Source organism: Myxococcaceae bacterium (assembly GCA_016000045.1).
Lineage (GTDB): Bacteria > Myxococcota > UBA727 > UBA727 > JABDBI01 > AER2-1.
Map to the genome: position 1 here is coordinate 59,878 of JAECQY010000006.1, position 26,660 is coordinate 86,537.

At 46.2% G+C, this 26,660-nt stretch carries 25 protein-coding genes and 1 tRNA gene; 15 read left to right on the top strand and 11 right to left on the bottom strand.

Translation table 11 applies throughout. The annotated features are described in order from the left end of the window. Nucleotides 1–13: 13 nt before the first annotated feature. From I8H75_04395 to I8H75_04405, 3 genes are all read left to right on the top strand, one after another. On the top strand, nt 14–1,465 hold the full coding sequence (locus I8H75_04395) for a hypothetical protein (GenBank protein MBH2006563.1): 1,452 nt from the start codon (nt 14–16) through the stop codon (nt 1,463–1,465). 92 nt (nt 1,466–1,557) lie between these two features. After that, nucleotides 1,558–2,496: a prolyl aminopeptidase gene (pip, locus tag I8H75_04400; protein ID MBH2006564.1), complete on the top strand. Its 939-nt coding sequence runs from the start codon at nt 1,558–1,560 to the stop codon at nt 2,494–2,496. Continuing rightward, the gene (locus I8H75_04405; GenBank protein MBH2006565.1) at nt 2,477–3,229 is read left to right on the top strand and encodes a 1-acyl-sn-glycerol-3-phosphate acyltransferase; all 753 of its coding nucleotides are present in this window, start codon (nt 2,477–2,479) and stop codon (nt 3,227–3,229) included. The genes pip and I8H75_04405 overlap by 20 nt, the downstream gene beginning before the upstream one ends. 141 nt (nt 3,230–3,370) lie before the next feature. Here the strand turns inward: I8H75_04405 and I8H75_04410 are convergent, their stop codons facing one another. Continuing rightward, nucleotides 3,371–3,676: a DNA-binding transcriptional regulator gene (locus tag I8H75_04410; GenBank protein ID MBH2006566.1), complete on the bottom strand. Its 306-nt coding sequence runs from the start codon at nt 3,674–3,676 to the stop codon at nt 3,371–3,373. A gap of 786 nt (nt 3,677–4,462) precedes the next feature. Between I8H75_04410 and I8H75_04415 the strand changes: the two genes are divergently transcribed. Together I8H75_04415 and I8H75_04420 are read left to right on the top strand one after the other, a co-directional pair. Beyond that, a complete protein-coding gene (locus I8H75_04415; GenBank protein MBH2006567.1) occupies nt 4,463–4,765 on the top strand; it encodes a hypothetical protein in 303 nt (100 codons plus the stop codon). Further along, nucleotides 4,766–5,002 (top strand): DUF3955 domain-containing protein, encoded by a 237-nt coding sequence (locus I8H75_04420; GenBank protein ID MBH2006568.1) that lies wholly within the window; start codon nt 4,766–4,768, stop codon nt 5,000–5,002. Here I8H75_04420 and ysxC read toward each other — a convergent pair. From ysxC to I8H75_04435, 3 genes are read right to left on the bottom strand one after another with little or no spacing between them, the layout of a single operon-like run. Next, complete coding sequence (gene ysxC, locus I8H75_04425; GenBank protein ID MBH2006569.1) at nt 4,994–5,623, bottom strand: ribosome biogenesis GTP-binding protein YsxC; 630 nt, start codon at nt 5,621–5,623, stop codon at nt 4,994–4,996. The genes I8H75_04420 and ysxC overlap by 9 nt on opposite strands. Continuing rightward, nucleotides 5,610–6,869, bottom strand: coding sequence for a c-type cytochrome biogenesis protein CcsB (ccsB, locus tag I8H75_04430; GenBank protein MBH2006570.1), 1,260 nt, complete (start codon nt 6,867–6,869; stop codon nt 5,610–5,612). The genes ysxC and ccsB overlap by 14 nt, the downstream gene beginning before the upstream one ends. Beyond that, entirely contained in the window at nt 6,823–8,115 is a 1,293-nt protein-coding gene (locus I8H75_04435; protein ID MBH2006571.1) for a cytochrome c biogenesis protein ResB, read from the bottom strand. The genes ccsB and I8H75_04435 overlap by 47 nt, the downstream gene beginning before the upstream one ends. 62 nt (nt 8,116–8,177) lie before the next feature. Here I8H75_04435 and I8H75_04440 point away from each other — a divergent pair, with 62 nt between their 5' ends. Genes I8H75_04440 through I8H75_04455 form a run of 4 tightly spaced genes read left to right on the top strand, consistent with a single transcriptional unit; the run spans nt 8,178 to nt 13,899 of the window. Further along, the gene (locus I8H75_04440; protein MBH2006572.1) at nt 8,178–9,284 is read left to right on the top strand and encodes a phospho-N-acetylmuramoyl-pentapeptide-transferase; all 1,107 of its coding nucleotides are present in this window, start codon (nt 8,178–8,180) and stop codon (nt 9,282–9,284) included. Nucleotides 9,285–9,286: 2 nt separating this feature from the next. Next, nucleotides 9,287–10,435 carry a UDP-N-acetylmuramoyl-L-alanine--D-glutamate ligase gene (locus I8H75_04445; GenBank protein MBH2006573.1) on the top strand — a complete coding sequence of 383 codons (1,149 nt, stop codon included), beginning with the start codon at nt 9,287–9,289 and terminating at the stop codon, nt 10,433–10,435. After that, nucleotides 10,425–11,507 (top strand): putative lipid II flippase FtsW, encoded by a 1,083-nt coding sequence (gene ftsW / locus I8H75_04450; GenBank protein ID MBH2006574.1) that lies wholly within the window; start codon nt 10,425–10,427, stop codon nt 11,505–11,507. The genes I8H75_04445 and ftsW overlap by 11 nt, the downstream gene beginning before the upstream one ends. Further along, the gene (locus I8H75_04455) at nt 11,497–13,899 is read left to right on the top strand and encodes a hypothetical protein (GenBank protein ID MBH2006575.1); all 2,403 of its coding nucleotides are present in this window, start codon (nt 11,497–11,499) and stop codon (nt 13,897–13,899) included. The genes ftsW and I8H75_04455 overlap by 11 nt, the downstream gene beginning before the upstream one ends. On the opposite strand, the gene I8H75_04460 is transcribed toward I8H75_04455, so the two are convergent. Next, nucleotides 13,896–14,513, bottom strand: a complete 618-nt coding sequence (locus I8H75_04460) for an aminotransferase class IV (protein ID MBH2006576.1) — start codon at nt 14,511–14,513, stop codon at nt 13,896–13,898. The two genes, I8H75_04455 and I8H75_04460, sit on opposite strands and share 4 nt — an antisense overlap. A 434-nt stretch (nt 14,514–14,947) precedes the next feature. On the opposite strand from I8H75_04460, the gene I8H75_04465 reads away from it, so the two are divergent. Then, nucleotides 14,948–18,430, top strand: a complete 3,483-nt coding sequence (locus tag I8H75_04465) for a hypothetical protein (protein MBH2006577.1) — start codon at nt 14,948–14,950, stop codon at nt 18,428–18,430. Nucleotides 18,431–18,573: 143 nt separating this feature from the next. Here the strand turns inward: I8H75_04465 and I8H75_04470 are convergent, their stop codons facing one another. Together I8H75_04470 and I8H75_04475 are read right to left on the bottom strand one after the other, a co-directional pair. Next, nucleotides 18,574–20,778, bottom strand: coding sequence for a UvrD-helicase domain-containing protein (locus tag I8H75_04470; GenBank protein MBH2006578.1), 2,205 nt, complete (start codon nt 20,776–20,778; stop codon nt 18,574–18,576). Next, complete coding sequence (locus I8H75_04475; protein ID MBH2006579.1) at nt 20,775–21,218, bottom strand: DMT family transporter; 444 nt, start codon at nt 21,216–21,218, stop codon at nt 20,775–20,777. Before I8H75_04475 ends, I8H75_04470 begins: the two co-directional genes overlap by 4 nt. A 58-nt stretch (nt 21,219–21,276) precedes the next feature. Here I8H75_04475 and rnhA point away from each other — a divergent pair, with 58 nt between their 5' ends. Together rnhA and I8H75_04485 are read left to right on the top strand one after the other, a co-directional pair. Next, nucleotides 21,277–21,717: a ribonuclease HI gene (gene rnhA, locus I8H75_04480; GenBank protein MBH2006580.1), complete on the top strand. Its 441-nt coding sequence runs from the start codon at nt 21,277–21,279 to the stop codon at nt 21,715–21,717. A 22-nt stretch (nt 21,718–21,739) separates the two neighbouring features. Further along, nucleotides 21,740–22,237, top strand: a complete 498-nt coding sequence (locus I8H75_04485) for an AraC family transcriptional regulator (protein ID MBH2006581.1) — start codon at nt 21,740–21,742, stop codon at nt 22,235–22,237. 10 nt (nt 22,238–22,247) lie between these two features. On the opposite strand, the gene I8H75_04490 is transcribed toward I8H75_04485, so the two are convergent. Both I8H75_04490 and I8H75_04495 read right to left on the bottom strand, forming a co-directional pair. Beyond that, a tRNA-Ser gene (locus I8H75_04490) sits at nt 22,248–22,337 on the bottom strand. Nucleotides 22,338–22,397: 60 nt separating this feature from the next. After that, the gene (locus I8H75_04495) at nt 22,398–22,634 is read right to left on the bottom strand and encodes a hypothetical protein (protein ID MBH2006582.1); all 237 of its coding nucleotides are present in this window, start codon (nt 22,632–22,634) and stop codon (nt 22,398–22,400) included. Between the two features lie 125 nt (nt 22,635–22,759). Here I8H75_04495 and I8H75_04500 point away from each other — a divergent pair, with 125 nt between their 5' ends. Further along, nucleotides 22,760–23,098 (top strand): hypothetical protein, encoded by a 339-nt coding sequence (locus I8H75_04500; GenBank protein MBH2006583.1) that lies wholly within the window; start codon nt 22,760–22,762, stop codon nt 23,096–23,098. 67 nt (nt 23,099–23,165) lie between these two features. On the opposite strand, the gene I8H75_04505 is transcribed toward I8H75_04500, so the two are convergent. After that, nucleotides 23,166–23,780 (bottom strand): aminodeoxychorismate/anthranilate synthase component II, encoded by a 615-nt coding sequence (locus tag I8H75_04505; protein MBH2006584.1) that lies wholly within the window; start codon nt 23,778–23,780, stop codon nt 23,166–23,168. Between the two features lie 4 nt (nt 23,781–23,784). Further along, nucleotides 23,785–24,561, bottom strand: a complete 777-nt coding sequence (locus tag I8H75_04510; protein ID MBH2006585.1) for a nucleoside phosphorylase — start codon at nt 24,559–24,561, stop codon at nt 23,785–23,787. A 49-nt stretch (nt 24,562–24,610) separates the two neighbouring features. Between I8H75_04510 and deoC the strand changes: the two genes are divergently transcribed. Together deoC and I8H75_04520 are read left to right on the top strand one after the other, a co-directional pair. Next, nucleotides 24,611–25,270, top strand: coding sequence for a deoxyribose-phosphate aldolase (deoC, locus tag I8H75_04515; GenBank protein MBH2006586.1), 660 nt, complete (start codon nt 24,611–24,613; stop codon nt 25,268–25,270). Next, complete coding sequence (locus I8H75_04520) at nt 25,267–26,649, top strand: NupC/NupG family nucleoside CNT transporter (protein MBH2006587.1); 1,383 nt, start codon at nt 25,267–25,269, stop codon at nt 26,647–26,649. Before deoC ends, I8H75_04520 begins: the two co-directional genes overlap by 4 nt. Nucleotides 26,650–26,660 lie beyond the last annotated feature (11 nt).

The window sequence follows — 26,660 nt, forward strand, 5'->3', positions numbered from 1 at the left end:
CGTCTAAATTTGTATGAAATTGCTGATCGTTATTTTTAGTTTCGTTTCTATATTCGCTGCATGGGCTGTCCAACCCAACGAAGCTTGCTTTTTACCGGTGTCAAAGCTTGCTGTATCCATGAGCTTTATCGTTCCTTTTGAACCTCCCGCACTTCCACCTCCGGTGACTAAAGCGAGTCAAGCTATTGCTACCACGTCCAGCGTGATCAATGCAGTTTCAGCGGTTGGAGTAACTCAGTTGTCCCAAACTTCTAGGACGTTTTTGACGTTGGGTATCGTATCCTGCAACGATGCTGGTCGTCCCGATCAAGGTTCTCTGAGTTGGCAAGACAGCCCGAGTCAAATATCGATTGGCGATGATGACCTCGAATATCATTATGGTGCTGTTGTCGGAAATTGGATTGTGTTCGGTGGGATCAGTGCAATACTTAGCTTAACAGCAATGCGGATAGGTTTTGAGAAGGTACATTACCCTGGGGTTCTGATTCTTCCTGCGATGATCTTCTTAAGCCCTACCATCACTTCAGCTGTATCATTGCTGCGTGATGGGGATTCCATTCAACAAGCAGTAGCTGCCTTATCCGTGGGAGCCTGTACTTTGGGCGCTGGATTATTCGGCCTTCGTTTCTTACCCCAATTTTTTCATGCGTCTTGGAGTGAAGACCAAGGAAAATGGGTTGATGCTTCGGATGGGTTTCGTGGTTTTGTGGCTCGAAACGGTTTGCTGTTTGAAGACTATCGTCCAGGGTATCAGTGGTTCATGTTGGTGGAAGTGCTTATGTCGACTTCAGTAGGAGCCCTCAAATCATACCAAGCGCTGCAGGAGAATTGTGGCCTATTATTGGATACAGCGGCTAGTGTATATAGTACGTATGGCCTATTAATTATTTTGTTACACCCAGCCAAGCATCGATATGAACAAATTTTTTATGCTACTGTCGCTGGATCTCAGGCGCTTGCTCTCGTGATTCAAACGGTTGCTTCCAAAGCAGGATCTTCGGATACCCAGCAATCTGTCCGCGTAGTCACAGAATCGATTATTACTGCAACAGATTATCTTTTAATGATTAAAAGCCTTTATGATTTTAGCAAACGTATGAAGAGTATATATACTCATTTTTTCAGAACGATTTCGGTCAGAAGTGTCGACCCAATCCCTGGCTTATTCCAACCGAGTGTTGATGACCGGGCGCTTGAACTTCTTCCGGTTAATCCAAATACCGAAGCGGTGTTTCCTAAAAGCGATTTGGATCTAGAGCTTCTTGATATGGTGCTTCAGTACCCAACTGAAATGAACCCGCTGGCTAGCATTTCGCTAGAACAAGCTTCGAGTACTTCTAGAAGTTCGACACCTCTTACTCGACCTAGCAGTCCAACGACACCCATATCAGCCGTCGGTGCTCCGCTTCAACATAACATCCTTTTAGAAATGTACCAATTTCTGGATCGCAAAGAGGATTCATGAGCCAAGGTTATCCCAGCTTGCTTGAATACTTCTCGCAGGATCATTGATAGCATAGCGTTTCCAAGTTGCGACAAGTCGGCTAGCAAGAGCTCATGAAAGAATTGTATCCCGAGATTGAGCCCTTCGATTCGTTTAGATTGCAAGTTTCGGAGCTTCATACACTTTACGTGGAGCAGGCAGGGAACCCGAATGGCAAGCCAATTGTTTTTTTGCACGGAGGACCCGGAGGGGGAATCGATGCTAAAAATCGGCGCTATTTTGACCCCAACAAATGGCGTGTGATTTTGTTTGATCAGCGCGGATGTGGTCAATCCAAACCCTTCTCTTGCCTCGAGCAAAATACGACTTGGGACTTGGTTCAAGATATCGAGACGATTCGTACGAAATTGGGAATAGAACAGTGGACGGTATTTGGAGGTTCTTGGGGGAGTACCCTTTCGTTGACCTATGCTTTGACCCACTCTGATCGTGTTCTCGGACTGATTTTGCGTGGGATCTTTTTGCTCAGGCGTTCTGAAATTCAATGGTTCTATCAATTTGGAGCCAGCGAATTGTTCCCAGACTATTGGGATGATTTTCTAAAGCCGATCCCGATCGAAGAACGGAGCAATCTTCTTGAAGCGTATCACAGGCGTTTAAATAGCCCTGATGCGAATATCGTTGCGGAAGCGGCTCGTGCCTGGAGCCTCTGGGAAGGGCGGACGGCTAAGCTCATACCCGATTCCGATTTTGCGGCTCATTTTGGTGAAGATGAATTTTCAAACGCATTTGCACGCATCGAGAATCACTACTTCTCGCATCAAGGATTTTTCAAAGAAGATGGTTGGATTCTGAAAAATATGGATCGAATGGCGCATATTCCAGGAGTCATTGTGCAAGGTCGATACGATTTGTGCTGTCCCGTTCGAAGCGCTTATGATCTATCCAAAGCTTGGCCAAAGGCTCAGCTGATAATTGTGCCGGATGCAGGGCACTCTGCGAGTGAAGACGGAATTCGAGGAGCGTTGATCGATGCCACCGATCGTTTTTGAACCGCAAAGGTTCCGTGGCCTAAAGCCAAGTTATTGGTATGCTTTCAAGATGGCTTGGATAGCGTTGTCGGAGTCTTTTTATTGTGTGGCTGAATCAAAACTACGAAGCCTAAGTTTGCAGGAGTCTGAAAAACACGTTCGACGTTTTTCGGAACGCTTGCTGCAAGCGACTCATACTCGGCTGGAAGTCAATGGGCTGGAGCATATTCAGCCTAAGCAGTCCTATGTGCTGATGTCAAACCATGCATCTATGATGGATATCCCTGTGCTTCTTTGTGCGTTCCCGTCGATTCTTCGAATGGTCGCGAAGCAGATTCTGTTCCGAGTGCCTTTCTTAGGAGGCGCGATGTCGCAAGCGGGGTTTATCCCCATTGATCGAAAGAATCTCAAAATTGCGAAACAGCAGTTGGAGGAGGCTAAAACAAGGCTTCAAGAAGGAATCAGTGTTTGGATCGCGCCAGAGGGAACTCGGAGCATTTCAGGGGAGCTTTTGCCTTTTAAAAAAGGAGGCTTTCATGTCGCCTTGTCTCTTGGAACTCCGATCTTGCCGGTTTGGATCGAAGGAGCCGATAACGTGATGCGAGCCGATTCGATCAGAGTGTGTCCGAGTCAAACTGTTCGGGTGACTTTTGGAGAGCCGATTTTGACTCAGGGTTTTGGCATCGAGAGGATCGACGATCTGATCCGCGAAGTTCGAGGAAGTTTGGTTCGGCTTGCAGTTCGATTTGACTAGGTGTTTAGTTCCAGACGAGCCTAGCAGCGCTTGCAAGCCGATACTGTCTGAACGTTAAGACGGTTGCCAAATGGAAGAGGCGAGATTTTGTAGAAGATGTTTCGATTGTTTTGCGCCCAGAACAGTTCTTTTAAAGCAAATTCAAAGAAGAGCCTCTAGTCCTTTCGCCGCAACTATGTTTAACAGTTTAAGTGCTGGTCCTGCAGGGTGCTTCTCACCCGTCTCCCATTTTTTCACAGTGGAAGCACTCGCATTCAGATATTTTGCAAAAACAGGTTGGCTTAACTTTTCTTTAATTCGAATTTGCTTGATTTCAGTTGGACTCAAATCGCGAATAGCTGGTAAGCACATGACATCGAATGTGCGCATTGTTTTGGAGTCCACTAGGTCAATGTCATACAGACCCTTGACTGATTGATGAATTACCTCTGTGATTGTCATATTCATGGTTGCACCTCTATTAATTGACCTGCTTGCAGCGCGTGTTTGATTTGTGTTTCATCCAATGCAAACAGTAGTTTGGCATAAGCTTTCAATTCCTCTTTCTCTGTCTTGTGCCCATCGTTGGAAAAGTTTTGTTTTTAAGATCCTCATGACGGATTTTCTGCTATTGTAGCACAAAGTGGCATAGTTTCAAAGGAAAATATGAAACTGTTTGGGACGGCAAGTTATAAAAAGCTTACCGGGAAATTATCTTCGAGTTCATGAAACCATTGGCTTCCAAACTCCATTGCTCACCGGTGTAGACTCTTCTGGATCAGACCAACAAGGCAGTGTGAAGCGTGTAAAGACCAAATCTTCTTCTGCGTTACTTCGGTATTGGAACTCGGTCCCCAATGGAATGTCAATGCAAACATCCGGGCGGAGCATGGCAGTCGTTTCCAAGTCTTTTTGCCTACGCCATATGGCTCCAGCTCCGGATAAAACGCGGGTTCTTCAGCGCATTAGGCCTTCCAGAACGACAGGTGAAAGTGATCATTTATTCTTGCTCGCGGTGAGATCTCAAATGCGCAGTATCAAAAAGTTGCTGATGTATCCAAGGCCACAGTGACTCGAGAGCTCCGTACAAGAGAGCCAAGCAAGCCTGGGACCATCGGCTTGACTAGATCATTCAACTATTAGAAGAGAGAGGTATTTTTGATTTCAAAGGAGCCTAAAATTAAAATCTGTGTTTTAATATTTTTAACAGTAAGCTTGCATGCGTCAGCTCTCGATCGAAATGAGCATTCAAAAATGATGCTGATCAATGCTATTGCTGCAGGTGCTCTAGGAACGGTTTTCATGGTATCTGAGATGGTCAGTATGACCAAAGCCGATTGCTTTGAAGACTGGAGTCGTTGCACTGCTTGGAGCTCTGGTCTAGGAGGGTATCTTTGGCAGACATGCCCGCAAAGGTGTCATTGTCTCGGATATGATTCAGGATATTGTGCTGAAGTTCCTAATACTTGTTCATATCTTCCTGCTGGCTCCACAGTTTCCAGATGTCATTGTCATGGAACCAGAGTTGGGCAACAAGCTTCTTGGTGTGGATTTTAAATGAAAAAGTTTTTCTATTTTGTGCTCTTGGCTTTGATTGGGATCATACTTCTGCTAGTTGGAGAAAATATGAGCTATGTGGATCAATATGGAATGTTGGTTGACTATCCGATTCTTGTTTTAACTGGAGCATGTTTTTTGATTACTGGAACTGCAATTATTTTTTTTATGATTATTTTTAGGGTATTTACTTATGCAGTAAAAAAACAAAAACTTTATCTCAAAAAATTAGATTGAATATAGATTCGGCTTACGGCCCGGGGCCATGAGCCCGTAAATCGTTTCGAGGATCTCAAAACGTCCTAAATTGGAATGAGCCGAAACAGTGAGGCAGTCATCGACTGAGATTTGGAGCGCTTGGCTAATTCTCAAACGAGCTTCTTTGCGTTTTGAGACCGGAATTTGGTCAATTTTGGTCAAAACCGCTTGATACTGGTCAACGTGGCTGCGAAGTTGCCTACTGAGGCGGATATCTTCGGCTATGGGATCGCGTCGGCAGTCTAGCAAGTGAATCACCATTTTGAGAGGTTGCCGATCGTTCAGATAATCTGAGATTAAGTCCGAAAGTCGGCTTCGCTCTTCGAGCGAGAGTTGGGCGTATCCGAGCCCGGGCAGATCGAGAATTCGCAGCTCCAAATCTTTGAGCCTGGCTTCAAAAACATTTAAGGCCTGAGTTCTCCCTGGCGTCTTAGAAACTCGAGCCAAAGTTTTTTGGTTGGCAAGGTAGTTTAAGAAGGAAGATTTTCCTACATTCGAGCGTCCGACGACAGCCATCTCAGGAAGGCCGTCTTGAGGAAGTAAGGCAACCGAGGGTGCCGATAAAATAAAACGCGCTTTTTCAAGCTTAAGATCTTCCATAACCATGCAAACCATCCGCAAACCAACCCAGATTAACCCCTAGAAAGCCTGCCAGGATAACGAAAAATCCAAAAACAGCAATGACTGCTGAACGAGATTTCGACCAACCGTAGGCAATACGAGAGTGCAAGTAAAGTGCGTAGGTGATCCAAATCACCAGAGCGCCTGTTTCCTTGGGGTCCCAACCCCAGTAGCGCCCCCATGCGTAGTGAGCCCAGAGTGCACCGGTCACCAAGACGATTGCCACCAACGCAAATGCGACCAGCACGTTTGAATAGGCAATGTGGTCAAGCTGCCGAACGCTGGGAAGCAAACGATCGAGATCCTTGGGAAACAGGAGTGATAGACCGACAAAGCATTGTCCCAATGCCATGATCGCTAGTAAAGCCAAGTCCCAGACATGGATGGGTGAGTGGAGTGAAAGGAGCGCTAGAATCGTTAAAAGATCAGCCAGTGCTAGAAAATACGCGTATCGGGCCATTGATTTGTTCAGTAGAATTCCAGCCGATGCCAGGGCCAAGTAAGTGATCATCATCCAGCCAACTCCCGGCACAGCGGTTTGTTCGACTTGATAAACTTGGGTGCTGAAGAGCGTGAAACCTCGTCCTAGGACCAAGATAACGGCCATACTTGTTCCTAAAACGCCTCGACGAAGTCTTGGTTCAGAGCCTGGATTCTGCGTTTTAACCAAATACAAAAAGCTTGCAATCGCTGCAACCGTCCCCGATGCGTAAGCGATGGAGGCGCTGATTACGTGAATCATAATCCACCAACTTTTCAGAGCCGGTACTAAAGGCTTAATCGGGCCTGCGTAGAATGCTGCGATCCCCAGAGCCGTTAGGGCCAGCAATAAAGAAAAAATACCTAACAATGGTGAGCGCCATTGGATTTCGCAGACTAAAAAGACCAACACCAGTCCCCAGGCCATATAACCCATGATTTCATAAAGATTAGACCAGGGAGGATGCTGCGTGAGAACTTGCCAGTAGGCATAGCCCTCGAGAATTTCACCGGCTCCTTGGATGTAAGCTTCCACCTCGATGAGCCCTGCTTCAATCCAGCGAAAAGTCATTCCGAGAGTTTGAATCAAAAAACCCGATGCGACCACGGTCGTTGCGATTTGTCTGATCCGCTCCGATTTGATACCGAGATTCAAAGCAAACTGAAAGAGCGCTGCGGCGTAAAAGAGCGCAGATAAATTATACAGAGCGATGCTGGTCAACAAAATGATTAAACTCCTTTTCAAAAGCTTCAGGATATCGATAAGAAACGCCAGCGAGAGTCAATTCGAATGTCTCATCTGGTCGGGCTTTTATTTGAGCGAAGTAGCGTCTCTGGTTCATGCAAAATGCCATGCCGAGGCCGATGAATAGGAGAACAAAGCCCAGAAAGACCACTGAAATTCCCGGGACTTTTCCGACGCTGATCCCTGTGGCATAGGGCGAGTCAAATCCGAGGTAAACTACATCCAAATCTCCTCTTCGAACCCACGAGTCAAATTCAGGATACTTTCGAAAGACAACAAACTCGCTATCTTCGTAACGAACTTGAAGAGCACCTCCGAGGCCTGCGTAATCTTCAAAAATTTCTTTGGCTTCAATACCTTGGGCGGATTCGCCCAATTTTAGCTGATAAGTGTTGAGAGGTCCTCCATGGGGACCTATTTTTACGTGAACGCGTTTCTCCCCTTGCAGTGCCTGGTAAGAAGCTTGATAGAAAGTGTACCCCTGGTACTCCAAAGGATCATTGACTCGAATCGTTTTGGCCAGGATCGGCTTGCTTAAATCTTCTTTTTTGTAGATGGCTAAGTCGGATTCGTATTCCATGGGCGAGCCATCGGCATAGGTTTTGAGTCGAAAATCGGTGCAAGAAACCACAAACTCAAGATCATGAGTGAAAAGGGCTCCTCCGGGTCCACGGGCTTGAACCAGGTGTTCAAATCCGCCTTCGGAGATGAGCATGGTTCCATCGATCCCCGCCTGTGTCGCCACAACGGAACCAAACATGATGAAGAGAAGAGCGGTATGAATGAGATAGACTCCGCATCGAGAATAGGCTTGTTTCTGAAAAAAGACATGCTGGATTCCGTTCTCTACCCAACTTTCTTCGTTTTTATGGAAAATTATCTTGGGTAGAATTTGGACTGAGATGGATTTTTGTTGTGAAAGCTTATTTTTTTGTAAATATTTGTTTGGAAATCGAGCATCGATCCAAATTTTCGGCAGGCGTGCAATGGAGCAGGCAATCAGATTCAGGGCTAAGAGAAGAACCAAAATTCCAAACCACCACGAATGAAACACATCGCTGATTTCGAAAAGTAAAAAAGCTTTTCGGAGCCAAGGCCGCTGGATCGATTCAAGATGCTGCGAGAGCGTCAATGTTTGGTCCCAAAACATTCCAAAAAATAAGGCGAAACCAATACCAGACAGGACGGCTACCGTTAACCTCAGAGAGGCGAACACACGGAACATTGTACCATAGACCCGATGCATAGACAGTGGTTTAACTGCAAAGACCTCTTTTGCCAAGAGCGGGAAAATGCTATGTTTGCGCCATGTTTTTGAACCTTGTCTACCCTTATCACGTATTTTTTCATTTTTTGAACGTGCTAAGGTACCCGTCATTTCGCATCATCATGGCGGCGTTAACAGCCTTGGTTTTGAGCTTGTTCTTATTTCCTTCGTTTATCCGAAAGATGCAAATTTTCAAATTTGGCCAAGAGATTCGTAAGGAAGGACCCGAAGATCATTACAAAAAACAAGGAACACCCACGATGGGAGGGCTCTTGATTCTCTTTTCGGTGCTGATTTCAACGTTATTGTGGTCCGACTTGACACATACTGGGGTTTGGATCTTGTTGATTGTCATGCTCGGCTATGGTGCCATCGGGTTTTACGATGACTATCGCAAAATTAGATATCGAAATTCCGAGGGACTCGCTGCACGTTGGAAATTGTTCTTTCAGTTTCTGATCGGCTCTGCTGCTTTGTGGGTATATGCTTCCAATGCTGGCTCGATGCCCTTTTCGACTGAAATCAATATTCCGTTTGTGGCTTTTGAGAAATTTCACCCAGAGCTTTCTGTTGGCGTATTTTTTCTTTTTGCGTTGTTTATTTTACTGGGTACTTCCAACGCGGTTAATCTAACAGACGGCTTGGATGGTCTTGCTATAGGCCCCGTGTTGATCAGTTGCTCTGTTTTTCTTTTATTAGCCTATTCTGCAGGGACAACTCTGGCAGATTTTAATATTGCAAAATATCTAGGCATTGCGCCGGTTGTTGGTGCTTCCGAACTGTCGGTATTCTGTGCGGCTGTGATTGGAGCCGGTGTTGGTTTTCTTTGGTACAATGCTTACCCAGCGCTTATTTTCATGGGAGATGTTGGCTCATTGGCGCTTGGAGGAGTTTTAGGAATTTTAGCCATCTTGACCAAAAATGAGATTTTATCGGCTTTGTTGCATGGAGCATTTTTGATCGAAGCGCTGAGCGTAATTCTTCAAGTCGCTTCGTTCAAGCTTCGCAAAAAGCGAATTTTTCGCATGAGCCCGCTCCACCATCACTTCGAATTGCTAGGCTGGCCAGAACCTCGGATCATTGTTCGATTCTGGATTTTTAGCGCGATGCTGGCTTTACTGGCTTTAGCCTCTTTGAAGTTGCGATGACCATGAAATGGGGAATTGTCGGGAACGCCCGCTCTGGAAAGGCAGCGGAGGCCTATTTAAAAAAAATGGGTCAGCTTACCGTGTTACTGGATGACAATAATGGGACTTTGTCGCCGGAAGCGGTGCAAGAACTAGACAGCCTGGTCTTGTCACCTGGGGTTCCACGAACCCACTTGGCCGTTCAAAAAGCGATCAACCTTGAATTGCCCATTCTGAACGAGATCGACGTAGCGTTTCCTTCTCTGAAAGACTGTCGTTTTGTGGGGATTACGGGGACCAATGGGAAATCCACAACCACCGCTCTCTTAGGGCATCTCCTTCGCTGTGTAGAACCACGCACGTTTATCGGTGGAAATCTAGGAAAACCGTTGTGTGAGGCGCTTACGGACGATGAGAGCCCTCGATTCGCGGTATTAGAGCTTTCAAGCTTTCAGTTGGAGACGCTGTTTAGACTGAGACTTGATGTAGCTATTTTGCTCAATTTAACGCCGGATCATTTGGATCGATATCCTTCAGCGGAAGCTTACTATGCAGTGAAGCGCAGCATCTTTAAGCTTCTGAAGCCACAAGGCATCCGGATTTCGGGGCCGTTTTCAGGGGAAGGTCTTCGATTGCCTCAGACTCTGCTGGGGGCTCACAACGCTCAGAATGCGTGTGCGGCAATCCAAGCAGCTCGTGTGTTGGGTCTTTCCAATGAAGCAATTCAGAAAGGATTGGACTCCTTTCCAGGCATTGCCCATCGTTTGGAAATCTTAGGGACCCAGCATGGTGTGCTGTGGATCAACGACTCGAAAGCGACCAATGTAGAGTCGACGCTTGCAGCATTGTCTTGCTTTGAAAAGGGTTTGCATTTGGTTTTGGGAGGTCATGGAAAGGGAGCCAGTTACGCTCCGATTGTTCAGGCATCGCAAAATCGAGTCAAGCAAGTGTACCTGATCGGCGAAGATGCGCATACGATTCAACAAGCTTTCGGGGAAAAGGATCGGCGAGTGCTTGGTTGTCGAACGATCGAAGTCGCCTCAGAAGAGATTCGAAAACGAGCTGTGAGCGGAGATGTTGTATTGCTTTCTCCTGCGTGTGCCAGTTACGATCAGTTTCGTAACTTCGAACATCGAGGTAATCGATTCCGGGAGTTGTTTGATGGGATCTAGAATTTTGTTGATCAGCACGCTCGTTTTGATCTTTTTGGGGCTGGTGATGGTCTATTCAAGTTCGGGTGTCACGGCCCATATGAGTCTTGGCGATTCATTTTTTTATCTCAAGCGGCAGGCGATCTATATCGGAATGGGTCTCATTCTGTTTATTTTTGTACAGTACATAGACACAAATTTTTATCGAAAATATGCGTATGTATTTTATTGGGTCGGGATTGCATTGCTGGTCTTGGTCTTGGTGCCTGGTATTGGAAAATCCGCAGGCGGAGCCGCTCGTTGGATCTCACTGGGGGTGATTCGATTGCAAGCAGGGGAGGTCTTTAAATTCGCTTTGATTGTTTATTTGGCGATGTCGCTTGCGAAAAAAGGTGAGCGGATGAGTTCGTTTCGAGTAGGCATTATTCCCCACGTGGTACTTCCGGGATTCGCCATGGTTCTCTTGCTTCTCGAACCTGATTTTGGAACAACCAGCATCGTGGCATTTGTCACCTTTATGATGCTTTTTGTGGGAGGCGCGCGAGTGGCTTATCTATTTGGTGGAATCTTGTTCGCGATTCCCATTGGGATTCAAGCAATTGCTTCCAGCCCCTATCGAATGGCGCGGGTGATGGCTTTTCTGGACCCCTGGACGCATCGCCAAGATGGAGGCTATCAAGTTGTACAAAGCTTGATGACGTTTGGTTCTGGATCTTGGTTTGGAGCGGGTCTGGGAAGAGGTCCAAGCAAACTTTATTTTTTGCCCGCTGCGCACACGGATTTTATTTTGGCGGCGATTGGTGAAGAACTCGGGTTCCTGGGTATTCTGCTTGTGATTGGATGTTTTGGAGCGATCTTGATCGTTGGTTTGTTGACAGCGTTGCGAGCTAAGAATTCATTCGACTGTTATTTAGCCGCTGGAATGACGGCGCTGATGATTTTGCAAGCCATCTTGAATATGTTCGTTGTGATGGGTCTGGTGCCTACCAAGGGGCTGACGCTACCGCTTGTTAGTTATGGAGGAAGCAGTATGTTGGTAGGCTGCTTGATGATGGGCATCTTGTATCAACTTTCGAGTAAATATGAACGTTAGACTGATTTTTGGCAACGGAAACGAAATGCGCGTTTTATTTTTAGTTTTGTTTCATGTGGCAGCTACTGGGTTTTATTCACCGGTTGCTTTACTGCCTCATCAGCAAGCACCCATTGACTATTTGCTGAAGCATCCCGAGATCAAAGGTCTTCTGGTGAATCACTATATGGGTACTGGAAAAACCTTTTTAGCCATTGGTTTTGCAGAGCAGTTTCAGGATAAGCCAGTGATTATTCTTGCCCCTCGCTTTATTGAAGGGCATTGGCGAAATCAGATGAGCCAGTTTAGAGTGGCTCATCCGAATCGATACGAATTTGTATCCTACAACGACGCGCCGGAGAAACTGAAGAATCGAGACTTATCAAACACGATTTTGTTGATGGATGAAGCGCATAATCTGCTTCGCCTCATTCAATCGGTTGATTTGCAGCAGAATCAAGACTACAGCCAGCTCTATATTCAGCTTCGCCAATGTCACCGCATTCTAGCGCTCACAGGAACTCCTATTTACAGCGCAGAGTATGACTTGGCACCGCTTTTGAATTTGGTTTCGGGTAAAGAGTTGTTGCCCTTCAATGAAGAAGAATTTCGACTCAAGTACACAGAAGTCAATCCCGGTCCATCCTTCTTACGAGGGTATTTATCCGAAAGTATGATTCTTCGTGGAGCAAGCCCAATTATGCTGGCCTTTGCGGGTGCAGGGCTCTTTGGCTATGTTGGCATCCCGGCGGTTTTCACGGTGGGGATGATCGCGTCCCCTGTGTTCAATTCGGTGCTATTGCCACTGGAGAAATACAAGCTCAGGCGACTCAATGTTGAAGAGCTCAAAGCGGTGACTCAAGATTATATTTCCTTCTACGAAATCCCCAATCAAGATCGCAGCCAGTTTCCATCCCAAGAGCGTCATATTCGAGAAGTGAATTACGATTCGTATCAATTTAAGTTTTTCTTGGATTTTGCTGAGATGGCTTTGGATGACGATCGTCTTCGAATGCTTCTTAAGGAGCATCGGCCAAATTTGGATGCAACTTATGCAAAAATGAATAGCACCTTGCTCCAAAAGCAGCTTCGTAATGCGCCCGGTGCAGGACGTGATATCGGCAATTTAGGAGATGAGCCCAGTAAATTCAAAGAGATTTTGAAGGTCATTCAAAAAGGGCCTTTCGAGAAGACGGTGGTGTACTCGAATTATTTTGAAAACGGGATTCTTACATTTTCGCGTTATTTGGATCAGCACGGCTTGAAGGATAAATATCAAATACTACGACCCGATGCGAGCACAGAAGAGCAGCTCAGAATCGTTTCGAACTACAACTCGGGAGATATTCCCATCTTGCTTTTGCATCCGGAAATTACGGAAGGGATCTCTTTAAAAGGTACTCGGCAGTTCCACATCATGGAGCCTGTTCTGAACTCCACGGTTCTGGAACAGGTAGTCGCCAGAGCGATTCGTTATCAGTCGCATGCCGATCTTCCTGCTCAGCAACGAAAAGTGGATGTTTATCTGTGGAAAGTGATGTTAGGTGGGTTTAACCTGAAGAACTTTGAGATTGGTAAAAAAAATTGGTTGAAAAGATACCGGGAGCTGAGTGACTGGAGTGACTTTGGTCGAGGGCTTATACAGGTTGATAAAAATTACTATTTTAAAATGTATTCACCGGACGAATATACCTATATTCGGTTGGGTGATCTTTCTGCCAATGTTCGGCGCTTCAAAGAGGTCTTGGAAGACCATTCGATCGAAAAACCGATTGATTTGAGTTTGCTCAGCAAACCCAGGGAATCGATTGTTTCTCAGATATACCCTGCCGCCGTACTGACGATGAGTTATTTGTTTAATCCGCAGATCCATTGGTTAGGAAACCAAGAATTAAAAACAATGCCCGTGATGGAATCCACGACCTCCTATCGAGCCGGCATCGAGGTTCCATTGTTTCGTTATTTGAACGCAGGAGGCCACGTACAGTATACGGCTTATTCTTTTCCGAGGCAAGAAAGCTCCTTAGTGATGCTCGGTACGGGCCTCGATGTGAAGACCCAGGTCCCGATCGTCTTTAAGAATCAGCGCATTGCGCCCTATTTACTGGCTTCGCTAGGCATTAACGGCATCATCGATACGGGAGCTTTGAGAGAATACTCAGAGGCTCGTTCAAGTACCGGAAAACGGCAGAATGAAACGTCCATTTTTGGCCTGGGACCCGAAGGTTCTATCGCTACTGGAATTGAGTACTACCCGGTCCCTTTGCTCGGCATTTTTATGGAAGGTGGGGTTCGAGGGTTGATTGGCTTGCATCGCATTGAAGACCGGATCGAGAACATCACGACTTGGGATTTCCGAAGTTATTCGCTGTACGCTTGGAAGCTGCAGGCAGGACTGAGGCTTGGGTTCTAGTCTGGCTTAAGGACATGAAGAGATCGGATAGCGACTGCTCCGAATCCCGTTCCTGCTAACCACAGCTGTCCTTGCAATTCGTGTGGTTTGAGCTTCTTTCTGCAGATTTGGTAGCCCTGTTTGGATAAGTCATGAGCCAGCTGCTGGCGAGTGATGCCATCGATACCCCCTTCGATCAGAGTCACGATTTTGTTTTGAATGAGAAGAAGACTGCTTTTGGTGCCATCCACGACAAAGCCATCTTGATCCAGTAACAAGGCCTCAAAGGCATGATGCTCTTGAGCGATGCGATAGGCTTTTTGGTAGGCGGAACGGTTATCGGTCTTGTACGGGCCAGGAGAGATCTCGCTTGTCAGCACAACAGAAACGCCATTCGCATAAATCGCTGGGTCTTGGGGTTGATAGGGCCGAGTTTCGAGTTGATAACCAGAAGGTCTGAGAGAGATACGAGCCAAATACGTTCCTGGTGGAAACTGAAAAGACAGTTCAGATGGAATGGGAATGCCTAAAGCACTCGCGTGGGCATGAAGGCGATGAAGGTGCTCTTGGAGCCAGAGGGGAGTGCTTTCTTGTACAAGCAGGGTGGTAAAGACGTAAGTTGAATTGGTAAACACTTGTATAGGTTAGTCAATCGATCGATCAAATCCAAGCACCCATGCAAGTCGAGATACGTCACGATATTTGAACAACTGCTGGTTTAAAAATCTGAGATGGATTCAGTGGTACGTATGGATATAGCTCGGTTAGAGTAAAGCGATCTGTTTTGGTCTCTGGATCGATGTTAGCCTCAGGTTGTGAAGTGCAAGAAGTATGCGAGTTTCCAAACACAGAGTTGATCTTGAAACCGTAACCAACCTCTCTTGCCATGGCGTTCCAGCGGGAACGATCGGTTCTTCTGGTGTCTCCATCTATTCAGTTTTTAGCGTGTCTGCCGTGTGAAGCTCATTAAAAAAGACTTCACGTTTTCTGGGGGCAGGTTGGTGATTATAACGCTTGTCATTAGAGGGTCTAAGGAATACGCTTCGAACGCAATCAATGAGAGCCGTAAATGATTAAGTGTGCTTTTGTTGTTTCACAGATTTTCTTGTTTTCGTCGTTTTCTTATGCTGAGCTTACACTAGCGCGTCCGTTTGAGTTTCGGAAAGCTCTGCAAGGCGTAGGTAAAGTAATTCATTCGCCACCCAGCTTCTCTGGCTTGAGCCTAAGTCTATTTTCGTTGCCGTCTCTGTCAGAGATTGCCTCTATTGTGCGAGAAGGCGTTATTAAGACCCAAGAGGTAGAGGCAGAGGCTAAGAGAAGACGGGGTGAGTATAAAAGTCTTCTAAGGCGCGAAAAGACATTTCAAGAACGTGTTAAAGAGCGCCAAGAGCGGATCAAAGAACTGAAACAAAAAATTGAGGAGGCTCGAAATTCTTTAGAGGAAGCAAAAGAGGGAGAGTCCGCTGAAGACATGCTGGCGGAATTGTACGAACTTCAAAACAAGCCTATCCAACCAGAACTAGAAAAAAACGATAAAAAGACCGGGTTTTCGTCTCTGGGACTTGAACTCGATCTTCTTGAGCAACCGATCAAATCCGGATCTTATCAGGTACCTGGTATGAGAATGCTACCGTCCGAAGAAAAATCCGTATCGCGATCTGAAACTGCTGTATGCATCACGAATTCGGATGGTCTTTGCCAGAGCGGGGATCAATGTCCCAATATCAACCGGTTTGATCGCGTTAGTCTACTGAAACACAGAAACAAGCCGAAACCGCTTTGCTCTATTAACAATGAAGAAGAGCGCTTTGTGCGAGAGTTGGCTGTTAGGGAAGCTCAGAGATCGAAGGAAGAGGCTGAACGACGTAAGGTGCTCGCAAATTTCCCCACTCTCAGCGAAATCAAGTTTCCACCGGGTGGTTTCTGTAAGCTTATATTCGAAGAAAATCTAGAGGTAACTCTCCAAAATACAAAAGCTATCTCACGATTGTCAGCTGTTTTTAATGCGCTTGATCGAACGAAATCGAGAATTTGTATCAGCTTTAAGCAGCATGAAGGTGATTACGAATGTCAGATTAAGTGCATTGCACTAGCCACCAATGAGTCTGTTACTGGTCAGCTCTATGCACCCGGAATACAAGGCTACGAAACTACAACAACGGCAACGCAAACCGCACTCGCGGTGTTGGCATTAGAACGACTCGCTTGTCCACCCTACACACGTCAAGAAGAGTCAAGAGGTCTAGCCAATAAGTGGGTCTGTCGGCTTTTCGAACGAAATCATCAATTGCTTTCAGGAGCTACTATTGCTCAGACTCCAACTGGACCAATAAGTATTTCTGAAGATATGGCGCGGGTTGAAGCATTTTGTCGAACGCACAATCTATACAATGAAACTTGCGATGTTTTAGTGAAATTTTCATATGATGAAATTATTGAACAAAATGGAATTAATTATGCGTTAAGTCTGATGATTGATCAAGTAAAACGCCGAGGGCGCTTTAGCAATACTTTAGTAGCAGTGATCGGAAAGGCTCTTCGAAAACAATTTGCGCAAGAAAACCCGGATGTATTTCAGCATCAGGCTAAGAGACTCGAAGATAACTGTGAGGGCTATAAGCTTTGCCAATCAGAGTTTGATCCGCTTAACCCAGCCGATCCGCTTCAGCTGATACAGCTTGGCGCTATCGAGGCAAACGCTTTGCTGATCTATGCGGTGAACGGATTTAATTTAGAGTTCGATTGGCACCATTTGGCATTACCAATGCTGGATAGGACGATCATGAACTTTACATGCCACCCTCTCCCCTTAGAGCTACGAAGGGACAGGGTGGTGTCTAAATACGAGTTGTATCGTTCTTGCTTTGAGCTTGTTGCGTGTGAGGTGGCTCTTTTAAGTCAACAAACAATAAGACGTGCTCAGGGTGATGCACAAGGTTTGAAGATTCTTGAAAAGTCCGTTGTGTGTGATTCAAGCTGTAGCAGTAGTGCTCTCCGACATTTTCTTAACGCTTCGTTTTATGGGCGCAACCTGGATGCTACCATGCTTTGCCTCGGTGGTCATTTGTCGAGTGAAATGAGTCAGGAAGATATGCGTCCCTTTGGCCTGTTAACCGCAAGGCAATTGTATGAAACCCACGCTGAAGGTACTGACAAGCGTTTTGTGTTTGCGCTTGAACTCTGGGATAGCTCAGGAGAGTGTCAAGAAAGAAATACTGATTATAGTACTAGGTTATCTTTTGGCGAGTTTAAAGAATTAATTTTTAATGCTGTTGAAAGAAGTAAAATCTACCCATCATTTCACGTAGTATGCGATAATGAAATGATTGCTGAACACTTTGCAATGGAGACCGCTTGGTATACGCGCGGTCTCCCATTCAGTATTGTGCCCAGCGGTTTGTCTGTTTGTTATCTCCAGTCTCGCTGGGAGAAGACAAGGCGTGCATCGAATGGTATTAATTTTGTTACAAATAATGCGACGATGCGAGGTAAGTTTTCAGAAGAGGTTGATTCTGTTGAAGAACCGGGCGCAAGTAGTTCAGAACCAACTAATCGGATCAACATCGTTGTGTTGTGTGGGCACAGTCCTGATGTTCAAGAGCAGATTGAGAATATTTCTGAGCATCAACGATCCGGAGTATTAATCCTCGGCTGCTGTAATTTCGATCAAGAATTTCTTCGTAAATTGCTTGGGTCCTTTACCTCAATTGTTTGTTCTGCTGGTGAACCGAGAGAGGAAGACATCCTTGGCATTGTCTCCGAAACTTGTCAGAACTTTCTTGTGAATGGATTTTCCATTGCAGAATCACTTATGTGTGCAAAAAATACCCTAGCTAAGCGAGGTGCTGATAGCGGAAGCTACTCGTTCTATTGCAAAGGATTAGACGTGACTCTTCCTTGGCCAACAGTCTGCGAATTAACTCCTTTTATGGAGCCATTACGTGCATATTTGACGTGGTTCCAAAACTGTGAACGCCTTGGTCATCAGGTCAAGGAGTATAGAGCCCTAGGAGGACTGAATGATGCCCTGGCAGCTCTTTCTCCACCTGTTGAACCTCTGGTGCCTGCTGACTTCGTCAATGTGCGTGGTTTCTCAAATGCGTTTTTGGACAGCGCCATTACTCAATGTAACGAAGAAATTTATAACTACATCGATAGAGATGAACTTGTAACTCAACTGATTAATGGCGTAGTAGATGTGATTACAAGGAGCAGACCAACCTTTCGTTATGACACGCACGGTCGCAAGCATTTCCGTGGAGGAGGCCCTCAAGGAACAAAATTCACGTGCAGTAAAGAGGTTGTAAACCCTCAGCTCGAAGAGTTAATAGCGCTACATGCTGCTAGAATTATATGCGATGCGAAGGGACAATCTACGAACTATTATTTGACCTTTACTGAAGTGGTTTTTGTAGGATTACCTAATAAACATGGGTTAACGATTCAACTGACCTATATACCAGAGAATAACACGATAGAGTATCATGGCTATCCCAACGATTCTGTTAAAAGATCAGCACTTTCTAGGACTGAGGATGGAGAGGAGATATAAGCACTGTCGCCTGTCATTTAGTACTTGACATCTGGTTGAGGCCCCAAAATTTATTTTCAGGGTAGTTGCTTGAGAGTGGAATGGCCTTATAGCCATATCTGGTATCCAATTCCATCTTTTTTGTCGCGAATTATGGGGGGTATCTATTGAGCTGGTAGCAATTCGTCGAAGAGCTCAGGATTGCGATTTCGAGCTCGCTGAATGAGTCGCATCAAGCAAGGACCGCGGTCTGGTTGCTCCGGATCCAGGATATAGATGGCTTCTTTGGCTCGGGTTAAAGCCACGTATAATAAGCGTGGCTGCTCTTCTTCGGCTTGAGCTCGTTTGATTTGGCGAACCCAGTCAATGGGAGTGGGGAATCTTTTTTTTTCTTCCGAGCTTTTGGGGGCACACAATGCGATCGGTCTATTCTTGTGGCTGACGGCTAGGCCAAAGCTCGGGTTGTACAGAATCGAATCCAAGTTAGAGGGCTCGGTGCTATTGAGGTCGGCTAGAATCACAACGGGGAACTCGAGTCCTTTAGACTGATGGATGGTCATAATGTTGATGCAATTTTCCCGTTCATCGAAAACTTCGGCAAGACTCTCTTTGGGTATCTCACCGATGTTTTTCCAGAGTAGCCGGATTTTTTCATCGTAGTTCTGTTGAGAATCAATAAACATCAGACGAAGTTTTTGAATATTCGCATAACGTTGATCGGCATCCGATTCTCGGGCGATTGCTTCCAGATAGTTGGTCTGTTCGATGAGTTGGTCCAGCAATTCACACACTCTGAGCACTCCAAGAGATTGCCTGAGCGTATCGAACACAGGGGGCAAGGATTTTTGGTGCCATTCTAAGAGATCGGCATCGGTGCATGGCCACAAGGGAGAGCGCATTAAAATAAGCCTTGCTAAGGGATGAAAAGGTTCAAGCAGCACCATGAGTGCGGCCGCGAGATCGGCTATTTCTTGCCGCTCGTAAAAACCTTCGCCTCCAAAAATACGAGCCGGAATTCCGGCTGAATTTAAAGCTTCTAAAAGAGGTCTCGCTGCTTTGATTCTTCGAACCAGAATCGTGAGATCTTTGGGTTGGCGATGCGAAACAACTTCGCTCACTCGATCAACCCAGTTCTGTTTCCAGATGGCTCCCGCATTGTCTAGAGCAGGGCGATGGGGGAGTAGCATTTCATCAGTCTCGAATTCTTTCAGGCTTGAAGCTGCTATCAAATTCACGAATTCGAGTATTTTGCTTTGAGAGCGGTATGACTTCTGAAGCGTATCACGCGTTCCCTGCACGCGGTGAAAGACGGAAGCATCCGCTCCGCGAAAGCCATAAATGCTTTGCTTGGGGTCGCCGACCACAAACAGGGGCTTGCTTTTTGAGAGCAAAGAGACCAGCTGTTCTTGGATCGGGCTCGTATCTTGATACTCATCCACTAAAACGATTTTATGCTGCGTTGGATGTTCTTGAAGATAGTCCCGAGCTAAAACCAAAAGGTCTGAAAATCCAAAAGAACGCTGCTCGACTTTATGTCGACGTAAATTTTGGCTGTAACAAGCGATTAATTGGCTCAGCGATAAGAGATCCGGCTTTGTGTGATGGCAACAAAGAGCCGAGCCAAGTTCAACCGTAGCCTCGACAAGCGCTTGGCGAAGCTCATCGTTTCCAAATCGACCGCTGAGTAGCTCTCGGAAGTCGCGATAGCAGGCAGAGATCGCAATCTCATCATCAAGCGAGCAGGCGATGAGTGCCTGATAGGCCTTTTCTATGCTCTCAAGGCGAAGCGCAGTGGGTTGACGGACAGTTTGATTCTGTTTGAAAGCATTTAAAGCTTGGCGAAGATGGTCGAGAAGCGTGTCGAAGGATCTGCGTGCTGGAAGAGAGGGAAGCTTTTGGGGGTCTTGGCCTGATTCTTCAATCTGCTGTAGAATATGCACTAATATTTTGCTTAAACCAGGATTTTCACGGGAACCTCGGAGATTAAATCGTGCGATCAAAGAGCCGATTTCCAATGGGCTCTCGTCGAGCTGTTGTAAAATTGTATTTTCCGCAATCTCGCAACATAATCGATGATCATCGTTCGGAGCCAGGAGCGTAAAATTTCCAAAGTGCTTGCTGACAATCTGAGAACACAGCGCATGAAATGTGCTGATGGGGGCGCTTAAAAGGCCGTTTGCTGGGATCTGAAGTTCTTTAACGCGCGTGATGACGCGCGCTTTCATTTCAGAGGCTGCTTTTTGAGTGAAGGTAATCGCGAGTATTTCGTGAGGACGATACCTTCGAAGCGCTTCTAAATAAGTTTCAACGAGCGTATAAGTTTTCCCCGTCCCTGCTCCTGCGACAACGATTCGGTTTGAAAGCGTCATCGCGCAACGAGAAAGACGCCAATCAAGGCGATGATGGCTCCCAGGAGCTTGGTGGCAACAAAAGGCATTTTTTCAACTCCGAGGTCCCACAGCATCGATGCGATGGTCTGTGCTGTTACAAAGATGATAAACACGGGCAGAGCGCCAACATGATTCATGCAGTAGGGCAAACCAAAGATGACGGAAAATCCAAATAGACCGGGCAATAGATGCCATAGTTTGAAAGAAACCGTGCTTCCATCTCCTGCGAGAAAAGGCCCAAAGCGCGAGGCAAAGAACAAGGTTGCAAAAAACAAAAGACCCGAGGTCAAAAGGATCATGAGCGCATTGATTCCCAAAACAAGAGATAGGCCGTATTGTTGACCGAGTTGTTTGTTGAGGCCAATCTGAAGGACGCTCATGAATCCAATGAAAACGGGAGCAATCAGGTAGAATATCATAAGCACCTAGGGTATCAGGGAAGTCGTATTTGAGAAAGGGACTTCTAAAATGACAAAGATGGATGAAGTTGAAGTTTATACAGATGGATCTTGCTTAAAGAATCCAGGCCCAGGAGGCTGGGCTGCTTTATTGAAAGTGGGTGAGCATGAAAAGTTGGTTTCGGGTTTTCAACCGAATGTGACCAACAATCAGATGGAGCTTTTGGCGGCTATCCAGGGTCTGAAAGCTCTGAAACGGCCTTGCAGAGTGACACTCTTCTCCGATAGTCAATATGTCGTTCGCGGAATGAGTGAATGGGTATTCAATTGGCAGAGGCGTGGTTGGAAAACCGCTTCGAATAAACCCGTTGAGAATCAGAGTTTATGGCAAGAACTTGTGAGGGTTGCTCAGATTCACGAAGTTGAGTGGGAATGGATCAAGGCGCATGCTGGTCATGAATACAACGAACGAGTCGATCAAGAGGCTCGTGCTCAAGCACAGCTTTGCTGCCAAAGTTGAACGATCGTGATAAGGAGTCAATATGCAAAAAACAATGACAACACGAATGGAATTGAAATTGGTTGGTATAACCACGAGAACCAATAATGCACAAGTTTTTGGAAGCGATCCTTCTGTTAATAAAATTGCAGTTCTAGCTCAGAAATATTTTAACAATGGATTAGCCGAGAAGATCAAAGACAGAAAAAATCCTGGAACAACCTTTTGCGCTTATACCCATTACGAAAGCGATGTGAACGGTCATTACACCTGTTTTATTGGCGAAGAGGTAAGCTCTTTTGAAAGCGTCGATCAAGAATTTGAGATGCTTACGATACCTGATCAGAATTATGCAAAATTTACAAATCAGCCAGGACCAATGCCTGATGCATGCATCGACATGTGGCAAAACATATGGAAAATGGATGTGTCTGATTTAGGTGGTGAACGAGCTTATGTTGCAGACTTTGAAATTTATGATGAACGCAGTAGAGATTATAACAACGTAACGCTTGATATTTATATTGGGATTAAAAAATGAGCTTGTTAACTGGCGGAGGAGGTGAGATTCGAACTCACGGTAGAGTTTCCCCTACGCTGGATTTCAAGTCCAGTGCCTTAAACCGCTCGGCCACTCCTCCTGGTTGATTTAAGTCTGAGCAGACTGCCTTGTTGTTTGCAAAATATCAAGAGGCCATTATCTAAAGCCCCCACACTTTAACGCTCTGAGGCTCAACCTGGTGGATTTTTTGATAAATCTTCTTACCCCAGGGTTTTTTACTCTTGGTATCAAACAGCAGAAGGTGTCCCTGGGTGGAATTATTTTTATCCATGTAATCTGCGGTCTGTTCCAATTCATCCGCTAAGGTTTTGGGACCGTAGTTAATTTTCGTTTCAACGACAAAACGTTGGTTTTTAAACTCAACCAAAAGATCCACACGTTTACGCCCTGTTCGGGTTTGGCACATGTGGTTGTGATTTAAAAATTAAGGGAATAGATCTGCCAGTGCAATCAATAAACCTGGTTTGAGAGCCCGTTTTATCGATTGCATAGGAGTAAAAAATGAAAAAAATGGTCCTTTCCCTTTTTGTTGTTTTCTTAATGTTCCCAGTATCCCAGGCATTTTCCATGCAAGGCAGCGCCGCGTTAGTTGCGCCACGTGTGGTTGTGCCAACTTCGGCTTGTGCTTCCCCTTTAGTGGCCTCGACGGGTGGTTTCTTGTATGTAGCGTGTAACAACGCATTATCAACAAGGGTGCAAGTTTATCAAGAAAATACGACCTTCCCAGTATTATCAGGCACTACATCTTTCAATGGCGGTTCGTGTTCGTCTATCCAAGCTGGCAACGAGTGGGTGTATTTGACTTGCGCACAAGGCGTATACGCCATGCCGGCGCTCTAGTTTTGTAAAAAACATCGTTACCTTTGCAGGCAGTGGGATTGCTTTACTGCCTGTATGAGCAGCTTATCTATATATGAGTGGTCCCTGAGATGCTTTTACTAGTGGATCGGAGCACTGTTTGGGGGCATTGCACGAAAGAACAGAAATTTTGCAGCAATCGAAAACCTTCCGGGGATAAAAAGCTTTCTGGGTGAAACTGTACCCCAAAAATGGGTTTTTCGCGATGTTGGATGGCCATGATCTGACCGTCTTCGCTTTGTGCGCTCGCCACGAGTGAATCTGGAAGATCTTGCAAAACCAGAGAATGGTAGCGTGTAAATTGAGCGGGTTGGCTAATTTGATGAAACAGCCCTTGTCCAGAATGCTTTACCCAATGCGCTTCCCCATGAATCGCTCGTGGAGCCTTGACGAGAGAAGCACCGAAATAGACTCCAATGGCTTGATGCCCCAAACAGACGCCTAAGATTGGAATTTTTTTTTGAACTCCTTGTTCAAGCCACTGCATCAGTCTGGAAGAATCGTTGGGAGTACCGGGCCCAGGCCCCAAAACGAGGCAGGAGGCTGTATCCAAGCAAGGTTTTTCAGAATGATCTTTGACCAATACCTGCGTTGAGATGCGCTTTAAATAGTCCACCAATGTGAAGCTGAATGAATCGTGATTTTCAACAAAGACGAGGGTCATTCAATCACAAATAAGCCAGAGATTCCAAGGCGACACGAATCGCCCGGTCTTCCGCTGCTTTCTTTTCGACGTCCGAGATAAATTCATTGTTGGGCCGGTTCGCGTAAACCGCGCAGATAACGCCTGCACGAAATCCGCGAAGGCTAGCCAGGGTCAAGAGAGCGCTTGCCTCCATCTCCAGGTTTAAAACGCCAATTTGAGCAAGTTCTTGCCAAAAATTTGGGAAACGCGGAAAAAACCCCGGTATCTCTCTGCCTTGGGCTCCATAAAAGCTTGGAGCCGTCGCTGTAATCCCAGCATGGTAGGGCTCTCCCAGATGTTTGCAGGCTTGTGAGAGAGCGGTCAAAACCTCAAAGTGTGCCACGGCAGGGTATTCTTTTCGAACGTAGTAGTCGGTGGTATTTTCGAGCCGCATCGCTGCTGTACTGAGGATCAGTCCTCCGATTCCAATCTGAGGCTGCAAGGATCCGGTTGAGCCAATGCGAATAAAAGTGGGATTCTTCACCAATTGAGCAAGCTCTACAACAGCGATTTCCGTGTTGTCGGCTCCGATCCCCGTTCCAATGACACTCACCGCGCGGCCTTGATAAATGCCTGTGCTGGTCACAAATTCTCGGTTTTGGACTTGATGGTGAATGCGATCAAAGTGCTTGGCAACTTTATGAACTCGATCGGGATCTCCGCAGAGCAGGATCAAATCCGCTACTTCGTCAGACTTTAAGCCAATATGATATTGTCTTTGTTCCTTTAAAGAGGGAGAATCGGCGGACGAACGAGCCATGACCCGATTGACTAGACGCTTTGAACTTGAAAGACAAGCCCCCGTGCGGATGGAGTCCCATAACCTAGCAGCGTTGATTGATCACACGTGTTTAAAGCCGGATGCGACGGAAGCAGAGATTGAACGTCTTTGCGCAGAAGCGTTGCAGTACGGTTTTGCGGCCGTGTGTGTCAATCCGTATTGGATCCCTCGCGTGAGCGCTCGGCTCGGAGAGGGGCTTGTGAAACCTATTGCAGTGGTCGGATTTCCCTTGGGCGCCAATCGAACGGCGAGTAAAGCGTATGAAGCGCATGATGCGATTGACAAGGGCGCTCGCGAGATCGACATGGTGATCAACCTAGGGGCTTTGAAGGGTGGAGATTTCAAAGCGGTCTTGGAAGATATTGAATCGGTTGTTCATCGAGCAGCGCCTTATCCGGTTAAGGTGATTCTTGAGACTTGTTTGTTGGATGAGGTTGAAAAACGCTTGGGGTGTCAGTTGGCAGTCGATGGAGGCGCTCATTTTGTGAAGACATCAACCGGCTTTTCGACGGGTGGATCCACTCTGGAAGATGTTCGCTTGATGAGGGAAGTGGTTGGCAGTGGTTACGGTGTGAAAGCTTCGGGCGGAATCAAGTCCCGTGAGTTTGCATTAGGATTGTTGCAAGCAGGAGCCAATCGGTTAGGTTGTTCGGCGTCTGTTGCATTGATATTGAGTGAAAAAATATGAAAATTGGATTTATCTTGCTGGGTCTTCTAAGTTCTTTTCTGCCTGCTGAAGGCCGCATGTTGGCCCAGCTCCAAGAAGGGGTTGTTGAACAATCTTTAGCAGGTCGTTTGACTGGGCTATTGGGCTGCGTGGCGATGATTTTGTTCGCTGTTTTGCTTTCATCCAATCGCCGTGCCATTTCGTGGAGACTGGTTTCTTTTGGGATCTTTCTACAGTTTTCTTTTGCGTTCTTGGTGCTGAAGATGCGGTGGGGAAAAGATTTTTTTGAAGCAGCGAATAATGGTGTTTTAAAGATTTTATCTTTTTCAAACGAAGGGGCTCAGTTTGTTTTTGGGAACTTGGTTCACAATGATATAGCGATCGATGGCCTTCCGGAAGGCACGCGGGCGATGGTGCATGTAGGTGGGATGTTTGCGTTTTCGGTTCTTCCAACCATCGTCTTCTTTTCTGCTTTGACAGCTGTCTTGTACCATATCCGAGCACTCGAATGGTTGGTACGTGGAATGTCGTGGGCCATGAGGCGTACGATGCGAGCCTCGGGCGCGGAAAGTTTTTCGGCTGCAGTCAATATTTTTGTGGGTCAAACCGAAGCTCCGTTGTTGGTAAAGCCATTTTTAGCTAACATGACTCGATCAGAAATCATGGCGGTTATGACCGGTGGATTTGCGAATGTTTCGGGCGGTATCATGGCTGCTTACGTTGCGATTTTGATGGGCTATTTCCCCGATATTGCTGGGCACCTTCTGGCCGCGAGCATTATGTCCGCTCCGGCATCGCTCGTTTTTGCCAAGATCATGGTTCCGGAAACGGCTAAACCTGAAACGTTGGATTCTTGTGGCGTGGTTGTAGAAAAACAAGATGCAAATGTTCTCGATGCCGCTGCACGTGGCACAACCGACGGATTGTCTTTAGCATTAAGTGTTGCAGCCATGCTTATTTCGTTCATCGCTTTGATTGCTTTCTTAAACTGGGGCATTTCGGCGACAGCGGGATATTTTGGATTTGAAGGCTTTACTCTTCAGTTTATTTTTTCCAAACTCTTTGCACCTTTGGCTTGGTTACTGGGAGTGCCTTGGTCCGATGCTCCGTTGGTGGGGAGTTTGCTTGGAACGAAAACGGTCATTAATGAGCTTGTGGCGTATCTCCAGATGGCGAGCGACATTGAGCATTCATCTTTTGGTCATGCCAAGAGCGTGGTGATTGCCACCTATGCGCTCTGTGGTTTTGCTAATTTTAGTTCAATCGGTATCCAAGTCGGCGGCCTTGCCACGATGGCACCCAATCGAAGAACCGATTTTGCGAAATTAGGCCTTCGCGCAATGATTGCGGGTTCGTTGACTTCTTTCCAAACGGCAGCGATGGCTGGTATGCTGCTCTAACTTAAGAAAGT